20 protein-coding genes, 1 tRNA gene, 1 rRNA gene and 2 pseudogenes (1 of these 24 only partly in view) are annotated in these 20,028 nt (G+C 35.1%); 10 read left to right on the top strand and 14 right to left on the bottom strand.

Going from position 1 to position 20,028, the window contains the following annotated elements; genetic code table 11:
• Positions 1-342, bottom strand: a 16S ribosomal RNA gene (locus tag Q5760_RS05530); it reaches 1,208 nt to the left of the window's first position.
• Positions 343-729: 387 nt separating this feature from the next.
• On the opposite strand from Q5760_RS05530, the gene Q5760_RS05525 reads away from it, so the two are divergent.
• Positions 730-906 (top strand): hypothetical protein, encoded by a 177-nt coding sequence (locus Q5760_RS05525; RefSeq protein WP_428911230.1) that lies wholly within the window; start codon positions 730-732, stop codon positions 904-906.
• A gap of 100 nt (positions 907-1,006) precedes the next feature.
• Here Q5760_RS05525 and Q5760_RS05520 read toward each other — a convergent pair whose 3' ends face one another.
• Positions 1,007-1,708 (bottom strand): MgtC/SapB family protein, encoded by a 702-nt coding sequence (locus Q5760_RS05520; RefSeq protein ID WP_428911229.1) that lies wholly within the window; start codon positions 1,706-1,708, stop codon positions 1,007-1,009.
• A gap of 167 nt (positions 1,709-1,875) precedes the next feature.
• Between Q5760_RS05520 and Q5760_RS05515 the strand changes: the two genes are divergently transcribed.
• A tRNA-Ala gene (locus tag Q5760_RS05515) sits at positions 1,876-1,948 on the top strand.
• A 143-nt stretch (positions 1,949-2,091) separates the two neighbouring features.
• Here Q5760_RS05515 and tnpA read toward each other — a convergent pair.
• The 4 genes and pseudogenes from tnpA to Q5760_RS05495 all read right to left on the bottom strand — a co-directional run bounded on the left by tnpA (position 2,092) and on the right by Q5760_RS05495 (position 5,919).
• The gene (gene tnpA, locus Q5760_RS05510; protein WP_428911228.1) at positions 2,092-2,553 is read right to left on the bottom strand and encodes an IS200/IS605 family transposase; all 462 of its coding nucleotides are present in this window, start codon (positions 2,551-2,553) and stop codon (positions 2,092-2,094) included.
• A 426-nt stretch (positions 2,554-2,979) separates the two neighbouring features.
• Positions 2,980-3,610: pseudogene (locus tag Q5760_RS05505) on the bottom strand (transcriptional regulator).
• Positions 3,611-4,618: 1,008 nt separating this feature from the next.
• Entirely contained in the window at positions 4,619-4,840 is a 222-nt protein-coding gene (locus Q5760_RS05500) for a YdbC family protein (RefSeq protein WP_428911227.1), read from the bottom strand.
• Between the two features lie 17 nt (positions 4,841-4,857).
• Positions 4,858-5,919: a lactonase family protein gene (locus tag Q5760_RS05495; RefSeq protein WP_428911226.1), complete on the bottom strand. Its 1,062-nt coding sequence runs from the start codon at positions 5,917-5,919 to the stop codon at positions 4,858-4,860.
• A gap of 155 nt (positions 5,920-6,074) precedes the next feature.
• Here Q5760_RS05495 and Q5760_RS05490 point away from each other — a divergent pair, with 155 nt between their 5' ends.
• From Q5760_RS05490 to Q5760_RS05480, 3 genes are all read left to right on the top strand, one after another.
• Positions 6,075-6,260, top strand: a complete 186-nt coding sequence (locus tag Q5760_RS05490) for a hypothetical protein (RefSeq protein WP_428911225.1) — start codon at positions 6,075-6,077, stop codon at positions 6,258-6,260.
• A gap of 611 nt (positions 6,261-6,871) precedes the next feature.
• The gene (locus tag Q5760_RS05485) at positions 6,872-7,879 is read left to right on the top strand and encodes a DUF3231 family protein (protein WP_428911224.1); all 1,008 of its coding nucleotides are present in this window, start codon (positions 6,872-6,874) and stop codon (positions 7,877-7,879) included.
• A 154-nt stretch (positions 7,880-8,033) separates the two neighbouring features.
• Complete coding sequence (locus Q5760_RS05480) at positions 8,034-9,263, top strand: HD domain-containing protein (protein WP_428911223.1); 1,230 nt, start codon at positions 8,034-8,036, stop codon at positions 9,261-9,263.
• Positions 9,264-9,347: 84 nt separating this feature from the next.
• On the opposite strand, the gene Q5760_RS05475 is transcribed toward Q5760_RS05480, so the two are convergent.
• On the bottom strand, positions 9,348-9,938 hold the full coding sequence (locus tag Q5760_RS05475; RefSeq protein ID WP_428911222.1) for a class D sortase: 591 nt from the start codon (positions 9,936-9,938) through the stop codon (positions 9,348-9,350).
• Between the two features lie 88 nt (positions 9,939-10,026).
• Positions 10,027-10,362 (bottom strand): annotated as a pseudogene (locus Q5760_RS05470) (PEP-utilizing enzyme); the annotation flags it as partial.
• 357 nt (positions 10,363-10,719) lie between these two features.
• On the opposite strand from Q5760_RS05470, the gene Q5760_RS05465 reads away from it, so the two are divergent.
• Together Q5760_RS05465 and Q5760_RS05460 are read left to right on the top strand one after the other, a co-directional pair.
• Positions 10,720-11,253 carry a DUF5698 domain-containing protein gene (locus tag Q5760_RS05465; RefSeq protein WP_428911221.1) on the top strand — a complete coding sequence of 178 codons (534 nt, stop codon included), beginning with the start codon at positions 10,720-10,722 and terminating at the stop codon, positions 11,251-11,253.
• Between the two features lie 212 nt (positions 11,254-11,465).
• Positions 11,466-12,800 (top strand): hemolysin family protein, encoded by a 1,335-nt coding sequence (locus tag Q5760_RS05460; RefSeq protein WP_428911220.1) that lies wholly within the window; start codon positions 11,466-11,468, stop codon positions 12,798-12,800.
• Positions 12,801-12,849: 49 nt separating this feature from the next.
• On the opposite strand, the gene Q5760_RS05455 is transcribed toward Q5760_RS05460, so the two are convergent.
• The 4 genes from Q5760_RS05455 to Q5760_RS05440 form a co-directional block, all read right to left on the bottom strand.
• Positions 12,850-13,296 (bottom strand): DUF5392 family protein, encoded by a 447-nt coding sequence (locus Q5760_RS05455; RefSeq protein WP_428911219.1) that lies wholly within the window; start codon positions 13,294-13,296, stop codon positions 12,850-12,852.
• Positions 13,297-13,325: 29 nt separating this feature from the next.
• On the bottom strand, positions 13,326-13,454 hold the full coding sequence (locus Q5760_RS05450; protein ID WP_428911218.1) for an FbpB family small basic protein: 129 nt from the start codon (positions 13,452-13,454) through the stop codon (positions 13,326-13,328).
• A 164-nt stretch (positions 13,455-13,618) separates the two neighbouring features.
• Positions 13,619-14,467 carry a reverse transcriptase domain-containing protein gene (locus tag Q5760_RS05445; RefSeq protein ID WP_428911217.1) on the bottom strand — a complete coding sequence of 283 codons (849 nt, stop codon included), beginning with the start codon at positions 14,465-14,467 and terminating at the stop codon, positions 13,619-13,621.
• Positions 14,468-14,585: 118 nt separating this feature from the next.
• Positions 14,586-14,765 (bottom strand): hypothetical protein, encoded by a 180-nt coding sequence (locus Q5760_RS05440; protein ID WP_428911216.1) that lies wholly within the window; start codon positions 14,763-14,765, stop codon positions 14,586-14,588.
• Between the two features lie 723 nt (positions 14,766-15,488).
• Between Q5760_RS05440 and Q5760_RS05435 the strand changes: the two genes are divergently transcribed.
• Positions 15,489-15,773 carry a hypothetical protein gene (locus tag Q5760_RS05435; protein WP_428911215.1) on the top strand — a complete coding sequence of 95 codons (285 nt, stop codon included), beginning with the start codon at positions 15,489-15,491 and terminating at the stop codon, positions 15,771-15,773.
• Between the two features lie 83 nt (positions 15,774-15,856).
• On the opposite strand, the gene Q5760_RS05430 is transcribed toward Q5760_RS05435, so the two are convergent.
• Both Q5760_RS05430 and Q5760_RS05425 read right to left on the bottom strand, forming a co-directional pair.
• Positions 15,857-16,933 carry a YkvI family membrane protein gene (locus Q5760_RS05430; protein WP_428911214.1) on the bottom strand — a complete coding sequence of 359 codons (1,077 nt, stop codon included), beginning with the start codon at positions 16,931-16,933 and terminating at the stop codon, positions 15,857-15,859.
• A gap of 340 nt (positions 16,934-17,273) precedes the next feature.
• Complete coding sequence (locus tag Q5760_RS05425) at positions 17,274-18,086, bottom strand: formate/nitrite transporter family protein (protein ID WP_428911213.1); 813 nt, start codon at positions 18,084-18,086, stop codon at positions 17,274-17,276.
• Positions 18,087-18,328: 242 nt separating this feature from the next.
• Here Q5760_RS05425 and Q5760_RS05420 point away from each other — a divergent pair, with 242 nt between their 5' ends.
• The gene (locus tag Q5760_RS05420) at positions 18,329-19,273 is read left to right on the top strand and encodes a MerR family transcriptional regulator (protein ID WP_428911212.1); all 945 of its coding nucleotides are present in this window, start codon (positions 18,329-18,331) and stop codon (positions 19,271-19,273) included.
• Positions 19,274-19,338: 65 nt separating this feature from the next.
• Positions 19,339-20,013 carry an SOS response-associated peptidase gene (locus Q5760_RS05415; RefSeq protein WP_428911211.1) on the top strand — a complete coding sequence of 225 codons (675 nt, stop codon included), beginning with the start codon at positions 19,339-19,341 and terminating at the stop codon, positions 20,011-20,013.
• Positions 20,014-20,028: the final 15 nt, after the last annotated feature.

The following is a 20,028-nucleotide window of genomic DNA, read 5'->3' as shown; positions in this document are numbered from 1 at the left end:
TGGGCCGTGTCTCAGTCCCAGTGTGGCCGATCACCCTCTCAGGTCGGCTACGCATCGTTGCCTTGGTGAGCCGTTACCTCACCAACTAGCTAATGCGCCGCGGGCCCATCTGTAAGTGACAGCTTACACCGTCTTTTAGCTTATCAACATGAGTTAATAAGAATTATCCAGTATTAGCTCCGGTTTCCCGAAGTTATCCCAGTCTTACAGGCAGGTTGCCCACGTGTTACTCACCCGTCCGCCGCTAATCTTTGGGAGCAAGCTCCCTCAGATTCGCTCGACTTGCATGTATTAGGCACGCCGCCAGCGTTCGTCCTGAGCCAGGATCAAACTCTCCAATAAAGTGTTTGATAAAGCTCATAAAGTTTGTTGCAATTAAGCAACTAGTTTTTTGTTACATATAGTAACTAGAATTAACGTTGACGTTTTTGTTTGTTTAGTTTTCAAAGAGCAATTTTTCATTTTCGCTCAGAAGCGACTTTATTAAGTTAACACATCCCTGTTTTCTTTGTCAACTTTTTTCAAAAAAGTTTTTTTAAAAATGAACGACTTTCTCAAGGACATGTAATAATATATCATGACTCATTTGTTTTATCAATATAATTTTATAAATTTTTTATACACAAAAATGATAGGGTCTTATTAAATTAAATAATAGTCATATTATAAGACATTCTATCATAAGTTCTAGTATCCCTATTATATTGAAAGTTGAAAGGTGAGGAACTAATGCTACAAACAATCGCACTCTATCTATCCCTAATCATGGCAGTATTCTTATTTTTGTACGCATTTTTTGAAGGTATAAAAATCGCAGACTCTGAAGAGAAAGTCAGGGGCGGAACATTTATTTTATCAGTAGTCTCTGCATTTATTTTTTCTGGTTTTACCTTTATACTTTATTAATTCTATAAGCAATTTTAGGCTGTATCCAAGTCATTTTATACAACATTTGGATTCAGCCTGTTTTATGATTTAAGATATCAACCAATGACAATCTTGTATATTATTCTACGCTTTCCACTTCTACTTGGATTACTCCTATGATCGATTTTAATTCATAGTAAATATCCGTAGTGTATAACTTTTTTTGAACATACATAATGCTGTTTACTACTATATCATCTGACTCTTCCTTAATTTTCAACCGTCTAACCCCTAAGTTTTTACTGTTTATTTCTTTAATCAGCTCCGTTAGGTTCGTCGTTTTTTCTATATATAATTTTACCTTGATTTCTTTTTCCTGAAGTTTTTTCGGACCCAATTTATCAAATAACCGCGGAACCGCTTTTATTCCCGTAATTAAAAAGATAATACCCGAAAGAGCCTCCATATAAAATCCTGCACCAATCGTAATTCCAATTCCTGCTGCAGCAAGAACTAAAGAAGCTGTCGTTAAACCTGAAATCGCTTCGTTTCCTCTTCTAAGAATAACACCAGCACCTAAAAAGCCGATGCCAGAAATTAAATAAGAAGGAATTCGTCCAGGGTCCATCGGGCGAGAATATTCTTTAGAATATAGAAAAGCAGATTCAAATGATACAATTGTAAGTAAGCATGCCATGACAGAAATGGTAAGACATGTTTTTAATCCCAACGGTTTTCCTTTTAATTCTCTTTCTAATCCAATTCCTATACCAGAAATAGCTGCAAACGAAAGCTTTAAAAGAACTTCGTAATTTACAAAATCAAGTAATAGTTGCTTCATTCCATTACTCCCCCCTTCCCCTTAAATAAGTAACAACTACAGCACTTTATTGATTCATTATCATATATATGAAATAAATTGAAAATCTAGTTATTTATAATTTTTATTACATTCCCCTATTGCAACCTTTACTCTTTATCGTTATAATTTCATATGTAATCAAATACGGGGGATTAGCTCAGCTGGGAGAGCGCTTGCATGGCATGCAAGAGGTCAGGGGTTCGAGCCCCCTATTCTCCATACTATATAATCATAACCACCCTTCCAAAGGGTGGTTTGCACAAAGGCTATAAGCCTATACTACCGGCCAGCGTCTAAAGGCGCTGGCTTTCATATTGATTCAAGCCTCTATTGCCTTTGCCACCCCTGAAGGGCTATTTGTATTACTTGCTACCCTTAAAAGGGTCTGTATATTCTCTTACACTTAATTTATCTAATGCGATATCATGTTTCTCTTGATCCTGAATATATTTTTTTATTGTTGCTTCATTGAGTCCTACGGTACTCACATAATATCCTTCTGCCCAAAAATGCCTGTTTCCAAATTTATATTTTAAATTTGCATGTTTATCAAAAATCATGAGCGCACTTTTTCCTTTTAAATATCCCATAAAACTTGATACAGCCATCTTGGGTCGAATACTTACCAACATATGGACATGATCTGGCATCAGGTGACTTTCTATTATCTCAACTCCTTTGTAATTACATAGAGTTCTCAAAATTTCTCCAATACTCCTTCTGTATTGATTGTAAATTACTTTTCGTCTATACTTTGGAGTGAAGACGATATGGTATTTACACATCCATTTGGTATGTGCTAAACTATTCGCTTTATTGGCCAATATACTCACTTTCCTTTCTTATTTTAGAGGCTTGAACAATCTCTATTATAAAACTGAAAGTGAGTTTTTTTTATATATTTGTATAACATTTTGTCATCCACCCGCATAGCAGGTGGTTTTATGTTGCGCCTTATTCAGTCGCAACAGACTAAAGTCCATAATCAAAAACAGCATCATTTCTCTTATTTGAGAAATGATGCTGTTTTTTAATCCTGTGTTTGAGTTTTTGGACATAAGTTCCGATATTTGTACCAAATGGGAGTTTTCTAGAAGAAAACGGACATCTATTCCGTTATTAAGGAAAATCACAGCTATTTCTTGATGATTTGCAGTTATTACGGTCTGTATGTCCGATAACTTCATCAAAAGCAAGTGACTGGTGGAAATAAGGAATCATATGTCCTCAGAAGAAGGAGTGGTTGATCATCATCTGAGTTTATATGTACGCGAGAGCTGAATACCACTTGCTACACTTAGAATTTCTAAATCAACCATATTATGTAAAATCCGCCTCGCATGACGGTCACTTATTTTTAAATGATTTGCAATCTCAAGAGGAGTGATCGGACGAAGTAGACGACGTGCAAATATACAACCTCTGCTTCAACCCAAGATAATTGTGCGGGTGCATCAGTGGAGATGAATTTTCCAATAAAAGCAAGAATAAGTTGTTGACACCGTTTTGGTTCATCTATAATCGATAAGTAGGCAATTGGTAGTATCGTCCATCCATCTAGTGCTAACAAAGAATGTCTCCAACACAAATCCTTAAATCGCCGTACATCAAGATCTCTTGCATGAGGTCCGTATCCCTGAATTTCGATACAGCCCTTTGCATCCTCAGGCCTATAAGCAAGATCCAAGTAACGATATCCATTATTGAAATCACGCACCTCCCATTCAGGATATAAATGATCAAAATTTCCTACCGTAGGGCACCAAATTGAACTGTACCATGTCCTAGCCCCTTTTCTAGGATCTCACGTCTCCTATGATTTTTCTCTTCGTAAATTTTCTCTTGAAGCCACCGCTCATATTTTTGCTCAAATTTTGACATTTGTATTCACTTCGCTTTTCGGTTTAATATTTTTTCATGAGTAAAAAAATCCATTGTCTAAACCGTAATCCTAATCAAGGTGGATGTCCTTGAAAATAAAAAATTTAAAACTGACATCATTTAAAAGAGGCTAGATAAGTAACGTCGTACTTGTAGCATGTTGGAGAAAGCGGACATTGGTTCCGCTAACGAGGCTAAAGAAGCAAAATTCCAAGGGTGAATGGACATCTATTCCGTTATTAAGGAAAATGTCTCTTGTTGTTTGAGGAATTACTTAAATAAAGAATCGTATGTCCTCCTAAAACAATAAAATGAGGTTTGCGTGGAAATAAGAGACCCTATGTCCCCCTAAAAATGCAAAAGGACAATTCTTTCTTACATTATATTATATTCGTTTATTTTTAGAAACGATTGTTTTCATGGTTGTGTAATTAACATTATTGAGAGATCGCCTTGAATGGTAGCGGTCACTATTTCCAGACCGACTTTATCCATTCAATAAAAACCGTGACCCCTTATTCAGGATCACGGTTTTTATTTTTATTTATTCTAATAGAAGTTTGATTTACCATTGAAAAACCAACTATTCAATATTAATTTTTATTGTGAGCAGTTCCTAACAACTGAAATTACCCACTTGAATATTTATTATTTCTCGCGATTTTAGATAGTCTGTTTCGTAATCATATAATGTGTTGAATATATGCAAAGTGAGGACAATTGAAAGAGCTTTGTATTCCCTGATGCAAAAGAAGCATGGTATGAGTTGAACAACGATAAGGGGACATGATAAATTCGGTGCAGGCGAATCCTTACTTTTGCTGCAATGAAGAAAGAAGATTACCAACTAGACTCGACTGAGCTTATAGAGATAAATAGGAAGGGGGAAATATCCAAAAATCACAAAAAAGTTCGAGATGAATATCATCCCGAACTTTTTTGACGACAATCTGAAACCATTTGTCTTTTAAAAAAAACATATGGATTCATTTACATCTCTTTTCATTTCTATAAATTCATATTATTTAAAAGTTCCTTTAACACTTTTAACTCCTCGTTGTTTAAGGTGATCCCCTTCCCCATCTTTTGATGGTCTGGATCCCAGTCCCGTAAATCAAACTTCGGTTCCTTATTATTCCAGCTTACAAGGTTTAACTCTTTTGTCCAGCCTTTAGGTGATTCTGATAAGATGCCAATATTTTCTTTAATCTCATATTTGATTTCAGCCATACTTTAATCCCCCATATTTATAAAAACTTGACACAAACTGGATCAGGTACCACGATATCTTTTTGCAAGAGTTTTAAAGTCCCTGTTTCGGAATCCCTTGAAAATAACACTAAATTACTTGAGTTTTGGTTAGAAACAATTAAATATTTTTCAGTAGGATCAAGAACAAAATCCCTTGGCCAATCTCCTTCTGTTGAAATAGTTGACACGAATTCTAATCTTCCTGTTTCAGAATTACTTTTAAAAATAGCAATACTGTTATGTCCACGATTACCTACATATACGAACTTTCCATCGCTGCTTGTATGGATGGCACTCCCCTGGTTATTTTCGACAAAATCGTTAGGTATCGTTTTATGAGTTTCTAGTACAGTAAAACTTCCATTTTCTTCATGATAGGATAAGACGATAATTTCTGAACTGAATTCCGTCATGATATAAGCAATGTTTTTATTTAAAGGATGAAAAGTAAGATGCCTAGGTCCACTACCAGGACGGATATCTAATCTGCTAACCTCTGTTAATGTTCCGTCCTCTTTCACATTATAAGTAAGCAGTTTATCGCTCCCTAATTCAACAACAACAAGATATTTTTCATCAGGTGTCATACCTGCATAATGAGTATGAGCTTTTTCTTGACGTTCATCAGGACCGTTGCCCTCATGTTGAACAACTGACGATGGTTCTGATATTTCACCAGTATGCTGATTAATTAAATAGGATTCAACTGTCCCTCTATGATAATTTGTACTGAACAAATAGCGTTGCTGGCTATCAGTATTCACATGACACGGTGGAGCACCTTCTAATAATTGTGTATTAATTAGACTCAATTTAGTAGAATTAGGATCGATTTTATATGCGGCTACGCCACCTTTTGTGTCCTTTTTCATAACTGAGTACAAAAACCTTTGATCCTTACTGATCGTTAAGTATGTAGGGTTATCCAATGTTCCCGCAAGTTGTATTTCTGAGATCCTTCCCGCTTCTGTATCAAGGACAAATGAATAAATCCCTTTGCTTTCACCTTTTGTGTAGGTTCCAATATATCCTGTAAATTTAGTATATTCCATGTTCATAATCCCCTTTAAAGTATTCCATTCACATGTCCATTGTAAGGAAGTCTAATTTGAATTTCAAATAAGAAGTCGATTTGGACGATACTTGAAATCATAACGACTAAAATAGATAATAAAGGATATAAGTAAGATAATTTTAGAATGAGGTGTTTCCTTTGTCAGAAGATGCTTCAAATAAAGAGTACGAATATGATACTTCCACAATTTATGATTACAACAAATTCCCTGATAAAGTTTCAGGTCGCTGTGACAATTGCGGTCATTCCCATTTCAAAAGCACGGTTAAAGATTTTATATTCATTCGAGAGTGCAGGAACTGTGGGTTGAAAAAGTCTATATAAAGTGAAAGTCTCACCTTTGGCTTTTTCAATACAGGATAACTTAATAGTGCAGGTATCGCAACAAAACATCACTTTTTTAGCCTACATTACTCCCACCGATGGTTAATGAAGATCAACAACATGCTGGTCACGCAGATGTTGCCGTATTTAGTATTCGTACATTCATTCAGAACTTTACTGGCAGTTGCTCCCCCTCCGCTACTTCATATCATTTAGTCTCTTAATGTAGAGGGGACTTACTTACTATCAGTAAAGACGGTATAAAAAAGCGAGCTCCGCCCGCTTTTTTTACCACAATGTGAAAAGGACTATTCAGCATATACTCAGCGCTTATACCAACGAAGGCATTTCTACCATTCGATTAAAATTAGCTAAAACTCCCTTTATAAGGAACCTAACTACAACCATTATTGAAAATAGGGATGGAAATAAACGAATTAGTATATTCAAGTATTATCCCTCCACGTTGTTTAATGTGTGTCACAGGGCAACACATTTCTAATATCCCCCTAAATCAGCAACAATATTTTTCTTTTCATTAACAATACTTATTATTTTTTACCTAGTTGGAGATATTACTTTTAATAACACAATGAGAAAGGTGGTTGACTGTGAAAGATAAAAATAAATTACCTTTTACTGCAGCGGAAATTTCCGGACTATGGATGCAATATATGAATGATACCGTGGCAAGATGTATAAACCAGTACTTTTTGGAAACAGTCGAAGACGAAGAAGTCCGTCCCATTATCCAGTGGACCTTAGATATAGCAAAAGGAAACCTATCAATTATGGAAGAGATTTTTAATAGAGAGGAATATCCGATTCCGCTTGGTTTTACAGATCGGGATGTGAACGTTAAGGCCCCAAAACTTGTTTCAGATACGTTGATGCTACAATATTTAAAAAATATGTCTATCCTTGCTATGGCAGCAAGTAGTAGCTCCCTCGGGATTGTGACCCGTCCAGAACTCGTTTCTTTATTTAAACGCATACAAGAAAAAGCAAATATGCTGCAAGACCTTACTAGAGAGTTGATGCTCAAACAAGGGATATACGCCAAAACACCTTCTCTAGTGAAACCAGATCATATAGATTTTGCTAAAAGACAGGAATATTTAACGGGGTTCTTTGGAAACAAAAGACCTTTATCCGCAATAGAGATTACTCATTTATTTATTAATCTACAATCAAATTCAATTGGTAAAGCCTTAGTTACCGCTTTTGCTCAAACAGCTCAAAATGAAGATGTGAAGCAATACTTTTTAAGAGGAAAAAAATTGGCTCAAAAACATATTGATCTATTTGGTCATTTTTTAACAAAAGCAGATCTACCGATACCTACAGGTAGTGATTCTGAAATTTCCAATTCGACAACACCTGTCTTCTCGGATAAGTTAATGTTGTTCCATATTGGAGCCATGACAGCCACAGGTATGAGTTACTATGGAACTGCGATGGGAGCAAGTCCACGTAGAGATTTGGGGTTAAGATATGCTTCACTTCTTCCAGATCTATTGCTTTTTGCTGAAGATGGGGCTAATCTAATGATCAAATACGGTTGGTTTGAAGAGCCCCCTCAAGCTGAAGATCGAGATCGATTAATACAGAGAAAATAATCATAAAAAAGATCGCATTTTCTATTAGAAAATCGATCTTTTTTATTTTCATCCCTATAAACATCCAATATATCTTATCCATAAAGCTTTAAAGTTTGTTACAATGAAAAAGAATATGGTTTGTTAAGGAAACTCTCTTTATTGGAGTGATAGAATGATAAATATAACTACCTCATACTTTTATAATTTTATAGCGGTTCAATATGAGGCATCTGAAGTGGAAAGACATGAAATATTAAACCAATTTCCACCACCTCAACTACCGAATAGCGATGAATTCTTTGATATTCAAAGCGCGACTTCCGGAGATTATATTAAAGCTCGCTTTTTGTTAAATGATTTTCAAGTAGCACTAACTAAAACAAACAAACAATTTTTAAAAATTAGTTTCAGTAATAATTTTGGCAGTATAAGTGCAAAAATGTGGGACAATCAAGGGGCTGTCGATAGAAATGTACCTTTATTAGAGAGTTATTCAGTTTTTGATATTGAAGGAATCGTAGATGAATTTAACGGGAATAAATCATTAACGGTTAATGTTTTAAAACCTTGCCAAGATAACGTTAATCCGTTCTCGTTATTACCTTATACACAGCAAAGTATTGAAGAATTAACCGTTGAATTATTTTCCTATCTAAATGAATTACAGTCCCCTTTTAAGGAAATCTGTTACGGAGCAATGAACCGATTCTGGGACCAATTTCGAATAAGACCTGCAGCAAAAGGTTACCACCATAATTATTTAGGTGGATTACTTAAACATACAATTGGGTTAATGCGTTTTGCACGCTATGTTTTAAAGTTAGAAGACAATCCATTTCAAGCAGTCATAAAGCTAATTAATGTGGTAGAAAAAGTATATAAGCAGGAATTATGGTCAGGTTTTCAAAACGATGATTTAAAGAATTTGGTTTGGAAAGATACAATCGACCACCTGTATCGTATGCTTCAAGGGATGATGAGTTATAAGGAATCGAACCCTAATTATGATTTAATTATGACGAGTATTCTTTATCATGATATTGGAAAATTAATGGAATATGATCATGCAGGAAAATCATTTGATGACTTCCAATTTCTTTATCCAACTGCTGATTCATCAGGCTTACAAAATCGTAAACAAAGTGGAATCACAATGGATGAATTAGGAGTAATGGTGGGCCATATTCCATATGGTGTTCTCTTGCTCTCAAAAATAATTGAAGCTGAAAACATTTCAGTGACGCTTGAAGAAATTCATCATATGACCCATTGCATCCTCTGTCATCACGGCTTACCAGAATGGGGTTCTTGTGTTCGTTCACCACAGACACTTGAAGGCTATATTATTCATATTGTTGATTATTTAGATAGTCGATATGAGAATACAGAAAAAATAAAATAAAAAATAAAGTGCCAAGCATTTTTAGATGCTTGGCACTTTCACTGTAATGAATGAAAAATGACGAACCGGTCAAATATCTAAATCTTAACCTTCTAGTTTTTTTGCATAAATAATATAGCGGTCAGGTGCATTCCCAATATAACTAAATGGATAACAAGTTGTTAAAATCAATTCTTCGTAATCATTTTGAAGAGTAATAATACTTGTATCATCGGCACCAACAATCTTTGTATATGTGATTTCATAACTAAATTCCCCGTAAGGAAGATGGACCTCTAATGTATCTCCTATTTCAAGTTCACCAATCTTTCGAAATACTGTATCTCGATGACCAGATAAAACAATTTGTCCATTTTCATTTGGATAGTAACTCCCTTTATAATGCCCAACTCCTTTTTTCAGCTCATCGGGATCCGTTCCTTCGACGATTGGCAATTGGGCCTGTAATTCAGGGATAGTTAAAAGACCTACAACTTCCCCCATCGCTGGGGTAAATCGACCTTCCCTTTCTCCTACTTCTTCTTGCTGCACTTCTTCAACACTTCCATCACTAATAACCTTTTTCGCTTCTTCAAGAGAAGCTTCCGTTTCTTGATTGGTTTGGAAAATTTGCCAACCACCTAACCCTACGATAATCAAACCAGAAATGATTAGTAAACCTGCAAACTTCTTCATTCATTTCTCCTTTTACTGCACGTAATACAACTACATTTAATAGTATAAAACACCATAAAGAAACGCAATTATAAAATAACTATTCCCTTCATTCAATTTTTGTTACATAGCCATCATAAATAATTCCACTTTCAGCATCAACCGTGATTTCCTGACCATCTCTTAATAAGGAAGTAGCATTTGTAATCCCGACGAGAACAGCAATTCCTAGGTTTAGACCAACAATCGCAGCATGACTCGTTAAACCGCCTTCTTCTGCAATCAATGCACTACATTTTTCAATAGCAGGAACCATATCTTTATCAGAACCAATGGTAACTAATATACATCCATCTGTCACTTTTTCGGAAGCTTCCTGAGCATTTTTGGCAATCACAACTTTTCCATAAGCAAATTTTCGTCCAATACCTTGTCCTTTAATTAGAACTTTTTGGGGTTTATATCCATTTATTTCTCTCATTAAATAAACCTCCTATAATTTTTTACATCCTTCCACCATTAATCTATAGTCATTTACTGCCATTATACTATTTCTATAATTTACTTCTATTAAAGTAATGTAAAAGATAATAAAAAATTTTACCCTACACAAAAGTAATACGCCGCTTTTTAATAGAATCCTCCCGTTTCTTTTCTAAATTTTATAATTTTCAGTAAATAATATTCCTTCAATCCTTCTTTACATTTTTCTTTTTAAATCTATAATAGAGTGGCATCCTTGAATTATTTTTAAGTATGTAGTAACCTTTTTTATTCAATGCTTATTAATGAGGTGAACATTATGTTTGAAGCTCTTTTAATTGTCGTCATGCAATTTGTCATTGTTCCTTTAACTACATTACGAACCATCTTTGTTGTAAAGGGCGAAATTAGAACTGCGTCCATCTTAGGTGGTTTAGAAGCTTTAATATATGTCATTAGTTTAGGGATTATTTTCTCTGATTTATCGAACTACTTAAATATGATTGCTTATGCCGTTGGCTATGCTGGTGGCGTTGTCGTTGGCGGCTTTGTGGAAAGAAAATTAGCGATCGGCTACCGAACCTACAATGTTAGCTTATTAGAAAAAGATTCAGAGCTTGCCGAAATTTTGAGGGCTGAGGGATTTGGGGTAACCTTATTTGAAGGCGAAGGTAGGGATGGTAATAAACGATATCGTTTTGATATTGTCGTAAAGAGAAATCGAGAGAATGAACTGATGGAAATCCTCGATAAAAAAGCACCAAAAGCTTTTATCGTTGCTTACGAACCGACAAACTTTAAAGGCGGTTATCTAGTAAAAAGCATGAAAAAAGCCACAAAGATGCGGCAATAGCCTATATATAACTAAAAAGCCCCGATATCAATTTGGGCTTTTTAGTTTTTAATATATTACAATCCAAAACTATACTGTATGTTTACAAAACATGCTTTCTAATTCATTGCCTGCTAGAATAACAGATTGTATAATAATAAGGATAGAAATTTTATCTTATCATCCACTTTTATTAACGGGAGGTGTACGTCTTACACTTGTAAGACGACTCATTGTCAACAACTATTAACTTGTTATTAATCGCTATATTAATTGCTCTTACCGCCTTTTTCGTGGCGACAGAGTTTGCAATTGTAAAAGTTCGATCGTCTCGAATTGACCAACTCATTGCAGAAGAAAAAAAAGGAGCTAATGCAGCTAAGAAGGTCATTACGCATTTAGATGAGTATTTATCTGCTTGTCAGTTGGGAATAACAGTTACTGCATTAGGGCTAGGTTGGTTAGGTGAGCCTACTGTTAAAAGAATTATTTATCCCGTTCTAGAATACTTACCGCTAACAGATTCATTTATGTCTATCTTATCCTTTACAATTTCCTTTGCTTTAGTGACCTTTATTCATGTAGTCGTAGGTGAATTAGCTCCAAAAACTTTGGCCATTCAAAAAGCAGAAGCGATCACTCTTCTTTTTGCGAATCCAATTATTTGGTTTTACCGGATCATGTTCCCATTTATTTGGTTTTTAAATGGATCTTCTCGAGTCCTCGTAGGTATTTTTGGCTTGAAGCCTGCTTCAGAACATGAAGTTGCCCACTCTGAAGAAGAACTACGAATTCTCCTATCGGAAAGTTATAAAAGTGGAGAAATCAATAAAAATGAATTAAAGTATGTGAACAACATATTCGAATTTGATGAAAGACTTGCTAAAGAGATTATGGTGCCACGTACCGAGATTGCTACCATATCGGTTGATTCTACATTTGAAGAAGTATTGAAAACAATAAAAAATGAGGGATATACTCGTTATCCTGTTGTAGATGGGGATAAAGATAATATTGTTGGCTTTATTAATGCAAAGGAATTTTTAACATCCCATATTTCTCATCTACAAAAACAAAAAGCAAATGTTACTTTAGACTCTTTTATTAATCCGATTATTCGAGTGATTGAAACGATTCCCATTCATGACCTACTAGTAAAAATGCAAAAAGACCGCATTCATATCGCTATTTTAATGGATGAATACGGCGGTACCTCAGGACTTGTAACCGTTGAAGATATTATTGAAGAAATCGTAGGTGAGATACGCGATGAATTCGATGACGACGAAATCCCTGAAATTAGAAAGTTGAAGGATGGACATTTTATACTCGATGCAAAATTATTAATTCAAGATGTAAATCAATTACTGGGTACAAATTTTTCAGATGAAGAAATCGATACAATTGGTGGCTGGTTCCTAACACAAAACTTTGATGCCCATTTAGGTACGGAAATTAAAACCGATAACTATATCTTTAAAGTCAACAAAATAGATGGCCACCATATTCAATATCTAGAAGTTAAAAAAATTGAAGATAAAGTTCAATCGACAAATTTGGTCGATTAAGCGCATTAAAAAGAGAGGTCACTAGAAGAGCCTCTCTTTTTAACATTCATTATACATACCTTTCTAAATTACTCAATCGTTTTTCTTCCTCTAAAAAGTTAATAAATGTATTAAATCCTAAAACAGGTTGTGCTTTAATTAAATTCATAAATTCCTTCTTTTTAAAATCTGGTACAATTGAACTTTTCTTTATTCTTTCTATAATATAATCATTCGTCTTTTTTAGAATTTCTTTTTGCAACGTTTTCGATTCTTTAGATAGAGCCATCCCAATTGCTGCAAAGGCTGCAAATATTAAAATAGTAATCCACATTTCACGGTTAAACCCATTATTAAAGAATAAAATAATAAGATTGGTTAACGAAAACAAAATCAATGGAATAGAAACGAATGCGTAAGTAGAAGACTTTTTGACTAAAGGCTTTACTCGCTTACTTATAAGATCTATTTCCTTTTGTATATAAGTAGGTACTTGGCGAATAGATAATGGATTCATTTTCATCCTCCTTTTATAACAGAATCCTATTATTGTTTTACATTCATTAGTTTAGAATCTAACTTTTTTTCAATTTTTTCAATCTCCCGTAGATTCCTTTGCAATTCTTCTTTATTTTGCTCCATTAATTGTTTGAAAGAGTAGTTATTTCTTTTCATTATATAATCTCCTCCTCGATTATTCGCTATGTAGAGTAAGAAACTGATTTCAAAGGGATAGCTTTTGCTATCTCTTTTACTTTCAGCTCCTCCTCATCAAACCGTACGTGAAGTTTTCCTTCATACGGCTTTCCGACGTTCTTCTTTCCTTGGCTTTACAGCGTCTAACTAGCTAATTTCACTAATATATGTTTCACTTCTTTTCTTACATCCTTTAAATTTCCATGTTTCTTACGATTATTTCTCTTTTTGTTATGAAATAAGGTAAGTCGTTCTAATACATACCAGTCGATTCTATTTAGCCATTTCTTTGCGTGAGCCGAGATAAGATAGTAATTCTCGAAACCTTGCAGTTTCCTATTTAGCCCTTTTACTAACTCTCTGATATCCAAGTATAATTTATTCCTTGGTTCTAAAACCCGTCGATCACTAATCCTTTGTTCTAATATTTTCATCAACTTGTATTGATTAATATTATCGAAATATCCTTGGATATCGACGTCTACTACCCAAAAACATTTCTTACTGGCTTTTCTTATCTTTGCCATCGCTTGATGGGCATTTCGCTTTGGACGAAAACCAAACGAACAGTCATGAAAGTCAGCCTCGAATATTGGTTCAATAACCATTTTCGTTGCCATCTGTACGACCCGATCTTTAATAGTTGGAATTCCTAATGGACGTTTCTTTCCATCATCCTTTGGAATATAGGTTCTTAGGACTGGACTAGGGTGATAACGCTTCTCCTTTAGTTCCAAATAGAGCTCGTTCATAAATTTCTTTTCCCCGTACTCCAAGACGATTTGTTCAATCGTCTGTCCATCGACACCTCCACTTCCTTTCTTTCGCTTCACACGTTGCCATGCCTCCCATAGAATATCAGGACGATAGATTTTGTCATATAAAGCGTGAAATCTTCGAGTTGGACATTCCTTGGCACAAAGATATAACGTCTTCCAGAGTTCTTGAGCTTTTACTTTATTGGTGTAGTTAGTCATTTTCCTGACATTCACTGACTCTTACCTCCTTCTGACATATGAACGAAGTAGGGTAATGGCTTGCGCCGTCCTTCCCTAGACAATGTTGTGTTGTCATTGTCATTAATGGTACTATGACCCCTCCGACTCCCTCTCATCCATCCACCACTTCGTTTGCACTTATAGGTTTCTGCTTTACTTTCGTTAAGAAAGTGATAAGGAGGGTATCCCCAGTTCCGCTAACTACTTTACTAACATGTCGCTCCCCATACCCCGAGAGATTCATCGGTGCTGCTATTCCAAGATCTTCACACCTTCCATGGTCTTCGCCCATTATCCCAAGGCTCGACTTCTCTTTGGCTACCGTAGGTAGGTTCTTTTGACGAGACGGCAGGATTCACTTTATGTTACAACCTGTTAGTTTGCTCGCACTCCGCTAGGGAGTTACTTTGTCACAGGGCTTCAACCTTAGAATTTCTTCACCAGTTGCCTGTCAGCTACTGAGCGTCTTGGTACTTACTCAGGTTGGACTTTCACCAACTAGCAATTAACGGCTTGCTGGGCACGCGAATACAAAAAGACTTATGCCATATTTGGCATAAGTCTGATTATACGATAATAGACCTATACCAGATACTTGGTAAGGTCTTGCTAACAACATTTAGTTGCCAACTAAGCCGAGAGTATGGGACTCTGTAATGACGACTTAATTGTTAAAGCTACTCCCCTTAACGGAAATATTAATATATTTATAGTATAAATCGAATCAAAGCTATAGTCAAACAATACGCAATATACATACATACTACACGAATGAACCATCAGTATATCTATTACAGTTATAAAAAAATAATTAACAACTTGCTTATGTCACAAAATACTCATGAATTTAAAGAAATAGATGTTTATTTTTCTATTCATTCATATTAAAATACGCTTATATAGAACTATTCATCAGGAAAGATTGTCTACTGATGGACCTTTGAGCAGTTGCCCAACAAACTATATATTGTGCACTATTTGTTCATAGGGATAACAAACAAGGAGAGGAAAAATAATGAAGTTCCCAAAAAATGTTATTTTAGAATCTGTAGCTGAAGGTAGAAATCACCCTACGTATGGTCTAGAATTTGTCCAGGAACTTGGAAACGATGATGCTGGGTTTTACGAAATGCTTGTTGTAATCTTTAAATACAAAGATAAATACTATAGCGTTGATATACAGCACCTTGAGAGAAATAATTATGATGATTGGTCTGATGAAGTAGAATGTCCTGAAGTTGTTCGAAAAGAAACCGTTCATTACTATTGGGAAGAAGTTAAAGAAGTCGTTCATAATTAGTGTAACCTTCCTTGGGTTATAGATTTCATAATGAAAAGACTGATCGTTTTGATCAGTCTTTTCATTATGTTTTATCCCATTTATTAAGCGCTCTTTTGTTCTGATTGAAGAGCACTGTATTTTTTCATTCTGAAGGATGCAACAATTAAGACAACACATAGTACCAAACCAAGGTATCCAAACAGAGGATAGAAGATAGAAACAAGACCGGTGAAGCCGACGAAACTTAATACAAAACCTACTAAGATAGAACCAATTGTAATGATATTAAATTTCTTTGTACCCGTATGAGCAAATCTTGCCCCAAAGGAATAGAACATACTGACAGCTGTATTAAAGACCATCCCGAATAAGATAACTGAATAAAGAGTACCTAATACCGGTGAAAGATCACTAACAATTTTCAACATTGGCATATCGTAACCTACAACAGATTCGATATTAGCTAGAATCGCAAAGTGACTTAGCATAATTAGGACACCAATTCCAATTCCCCCTAATAATCCTCCCATTGCAGCAGTCTTTTCATTAGGCTCGTCTCCGCCCATAACAATCGCCATCGATGCACCTACCGCAATATTAAAGGCTACATAGTTAACAGCAGATAATCCCCAATTTGGAAGCGCTTTCTGTTGTTGAGAAGCAAGAGTACTTAGTTCAGCAAAGTTACCATCCATTGTAAATAAGGTATATACGGATACGATTACAACAGAAATAATTAAAAATGGAGTAATACTTCCAATAACATTTACAACTCTACTAACATTATTAACAACTGTGATGGATAAAAGAACTACCATCAATAAGGCCCCTACCCAAAATGGCAATCCAAATTGTTGATTTAGAGTAGATCCTCCGCCAGCAATCATAACGACTCCTACGCCGATTAAAACAAATACTAGAATATAGTCAATAATCGTACCGACTAATTTTCCACTAATCTTATAAATAACATCACTATGGTTGTTTGCCTTCATCCGACTTCCAAGACGAGTAAGAACCATTCCAATATAAGCAAATAATACCGTTGAAAGAATAATCGCGACTGTTCCAATTAATCCGAAACTTGTGAAGTATTGCAAAATCTCTTGTCCTGATGCAAACCCTGCGCCAATGATAATCCCAATAAATGCACTGGCAATTTTTAGTGTTTTCTTCATAAGAACCTCCCTGAGCTTGCTGTTCTGATTAACTTCTACTCCTAATCCTTAGAATTCAAGAGTTCCCCTCTCTTTTCTATTCAAATTAACTTAATAAGGATTAGTATCATCTATTAAACCAAAGGCATTAAAACGTATTAATATTCTACAAAAATATTAATACTCTTTATATTTTTAAGGATAAACTATAAATAAAGTGACGTCAAGAAAATATGTAAGCGTTTTCTCCGATTAATAAATTTTTTTACATCCTACTTTTAGTAAAAAACTATCATAATACAGGGGCTAGTTCTCGAGAAAAACTAGATCCACTATATCATGATAGTTTTATCTGTTGCTATTATCCTATCTTTTTCTCCTTACTTTCTACAGGTACACTAACTAGTATTTCATTCTTCTTATAAGTTAAATAGTAGAATAAGCTAACAAAAACAGCTCCACCAACTAAATTTCCAAAGAAAACGGGTATGATATTTGGTAGAAATGTCGACCATGATAATTCTCCTGTAAAAATTGCAGCTGGAATAATAAACATGTTAGCAACAACGTGCTGAAATCCAATTAAAACAAATGTCATAACAGGAAACCAAATCGCTAGAATTTTCCCAAAGAAGTCTTTAGCTCCATAACATAACCAAACCGCCATTCCTACTAGCCAGTTACAGCCAATTCCAGATACAAAAGCAACCCAAAATGGATCATTAACCTTTGCTTGTGCGGTATGAACCGTTTTTTCCAAAAAGGCCCCTTCCGTCAAACCGACAAAATGACCAAAGAAATAAGCAATAAACAAAGCTCCAAGGAAATTAAAAAGAGTGATAAGTACTAAATTACGTATTAGCTGTGATAGCTTTATTCTTTTTGCAAAAAATGCCATACTTACGGCCATCATATTACCAGTTAGCAATTCTCCGCCGCCTAGTAAAATTAAGATTAATCCAATTGGGAAAACAGCTGCACCTAATAATGTTGCTAAACCTCCCCATTCATTAGGCATTGTACCTGTTACCCGAATATATGCAAGATACCCCAAGGCAATAAAAGCCCCTCCTAAAAATCCTAATAACATAATTGCGACATTTGATGCAGTTGCTTTTTCAGTTCCTTTTTGAATAGCTACGTCTGCTATTTCCTTTGGGTTATAGTAGTTCATTTTTTCCCCTCCGCATCTTCATAAGAACTTCTCGGCATTGTGAAAATATCACATAAACATGAGAAATACAATGTACAAAATGTGAAGAATTCGATGGTGTTTTATGGTAGATATTTAGGGGACTTTTTGTTGAAAGTCCACTTCTTTTGATAGCTTTTGTCATCTGGCAGGAAATAGATAGTCTCAATAAGAATATTATTAAAACTCCTAAAATTTATACACAAATAGAAAGGATTGTCGTTATGAATAATAGACAGATTTTACGTGCCTATTCCATTAAAGAAGTATCAAAAATGATTAATACTCCCACTGGAACGATTAGACAGTGGGAAAAAGATTTAGAGGGGTTGCTTGTCATCCCTAGAACCCAGCAAGGCGCTCGTTATTACACAGATGAGGAAATTAACATTTTAAATAAAATCAAAGAAATGCGTAGTCAAAATGTAAGTAAGGGAATGATTCGTTCTTTATTAGAAAAACATTTAAATGGTGAAGGAGACGAACCTGTTTCAGAACCAAGTTCCGAACCTCTCGAAACCTCAAATTTACCATCGCAGGAGGTAGCTCTCGCTCCGGTAGAACAAATGAAAGAACTGCAAGCAAGTAATATAGCGGCTTTTTATACAGCTATGGCCGACTTTAAACAAGATCTATTAACTGAGTTCAAGCATGAACTTCAAATGAGTAAACACGAACTACTAGACGAAGTAAAAAATGAAGTTTCTAACTCTACTCTAATTACCGTTAAAGAAATATCAAAATCAATCCAAAGATCAAATGATAAGCAAAAGGCGAATGTACATGAAATTTCTAATATGATCATGAAGGCTTCCGAACATACTTCTGAATCAATCGGAACCCTTTCCGAGGAGATTGTGAAAGGTTCGGAAGCTGCTTATGATAAGCTTTCAGATCGATTAACGGAAACAGTTAAATTGACCGATCGGAGAAATCACAAAGCGATTGAGAAGGTTGCAAATACGCTAAAAGAAACAAAAGAAGATATGGGGAATTTATCAGTAGAATTAGAGTCAAAACAAAAAACAATTTTAGAATCCATTCATGAATTAAAAGAATCACAAGAAGAAATCAGAAAAAGAGAAGAACATTTCCAAACTATGATTGAAAGCTATCGTGAAGTAGCGGCAACCAAACGAAATCGCAAATGGTGGAAAATTTGGTCTTAAAATGCTCGAACTTTTTACTTGTCCCTCGTATTTTGATAAAATAGCCGTTACCGAGGTGATTAAAAATGTGTGGAAGATTTACGTTAACGGCCCAGTTTACTGAAATTATTGATCGATTTGAAATTGAAGCTGCCATTGCAGAAGAGTTATATCAACTAAGCTATAATGTGGCTCCCTCCCAGTCTGTATTATCGGTTATTAATGATGGTAAAAAAAATCGATTAGGTTATTTACGTTGGGGGCTCATTCCATCATGGGCAAAAGATGAAAAAATTGGTTATAAACTAATCAATGCAAGAGCAGAAACACTTGCAGAAAAACCAAGTTTTCGAGATGCATTTCGGAGACGTCGTTGTTTAATTATAGCTGATAGCTTTTACGAATGGAAAAGACATGAAAATGGTACAAAAACCCCTATGAGGATACAGCTTAAATCAAATGAACCCTTTGCAATGGCTGGATTATGGGAACGGTGGAAAAAAGGAAATGATACGATTTATACCTGCTCCATTATTACGACTCCACCGAATCAAATCATGGATGGTATTCATGACCGCATGCCAGCCATACTAGACAAGAAACTTGAGCAAACATGGTTAGACCCTAGTAATCAAGACCTCCAACTGTTAAATCAATGCTTACAACCCTATTCAAGCGAGCTCATGAACGCATATGAGGTTTCAAGTATCGTCAACTCACCAAAAAATAATGATCCGCAATGTATTGAGAAAATCGGATAACGATTTTCTGACTCA

This window comes from Niallia sp. Kr1, from assembly GCF_050389805.1.
Classification (GTDB): Bacteria; Bacillota; Bacilli; order Bacillales; family Cytobacillaceae; genus Bacillus_BD.
This window is presented reverse-complemented; position numbering and strand designations above follow the sequence as displayed.

Coding starts and splice junctions, on each gene's coding strand:
- Q5760_RS05525 (WP_428911230.1), top strand. CDS start 730: ATGCTACAAACAATCGCACTCTATCTATCCCTAATCATGGCAGTATTC.
- Q5760_RS05520 (WP_428911229.1), bottom strand. CDS start 1,708: ATGAAGCAACTATTACTTGATTTTGTAAATTACGAAGTTCTTTTAAAG.
- Q5760_RS05500 (WP_428911227.1), bottom strand. CDS start 4,840: ATGGCTGAAATCAAATATGAGATTAAAGAAAATATTGGCATCTTATCA.
- Q5760_RS05495 (WP_428911226.1), bottom strand. CDS start 5,919: ATGAACATGGAATATACTAAATTTACAGGATATATTGGAACCTACACA.
- Q5760_RS05480 (WP_428911223.1), top strand. CDS start 8,034: ATGATAAATATAACTACCTCATACTTTTATAATTTTATAGCGGTTCAA.
- Q5760_RS05475 (WP_428911222.1), bottom strand. CDS start 9,938: ATGAAGAAGTTTGCAGGTTTACTAATCATTTCTGGTTTGATTATCGTA.
- Q5760_RS05465 (WP_428911221.1), top strand. CDS start 10,720: ATGTTTGAAGCTCTTTTAATTGTCGTCATGCAATTTGTCATTGTTCCT.
- Q5760_RS05455 (WP_428911219.1), bottom strand. CDS start 13,296: ATGAATCCATTATCTATTCGCCAAGTACCTACTTATATACAAAAGGAA.
- Q5760_RS05450 (WP_428911218.1), bottom strand. CDS start 13,454: ATGAAAAGAAATAACTACTCTTTCAAACAATTAATGGAGCAAAATAAA.
- Q5760_RS05440 (WP_428911216.1), bottom strand. CDS start 14,765: ATGGGCGAAGACCATGGAAGGTGTGAAGATCTTGGAATAGCAGCACCG.
- Q5760_RS05435 (WP_428911215.1), top strand. CDS start 15,489: ATGAAGTTCCCAAAAAATGTTATTTTAGAATCTGTAGCTGAAGGTAGA.
- Q5760_RS05430 (WP_428911214.1), bottom strand. CDS start 16,933: ATGAAGAAAACACTAAAAATTGCCAGTGCATTTATTGGGATTATCATT.
- Q5760_RS05425 (WP_428911213.1), bottom strand. CDS start 18,086: ATGAACTACTATAACCCAAAGGAAATAGCAGACGTAGCTATTCAAAAA.
- Q5760_RS05420 (WP_428911212.1), top strand. CDS start 18,329: ATGAATAATAGACAGATTTTACGTGCCTATTCCATTAAAGAAGTATCA.
- Q5760_RS05415 (WP_428911211.1), top strand. CDS start 19,339: ATGTGTGGAAGATTTACGTTAACGGCCCAGTTTACTGAAATTATTGAT.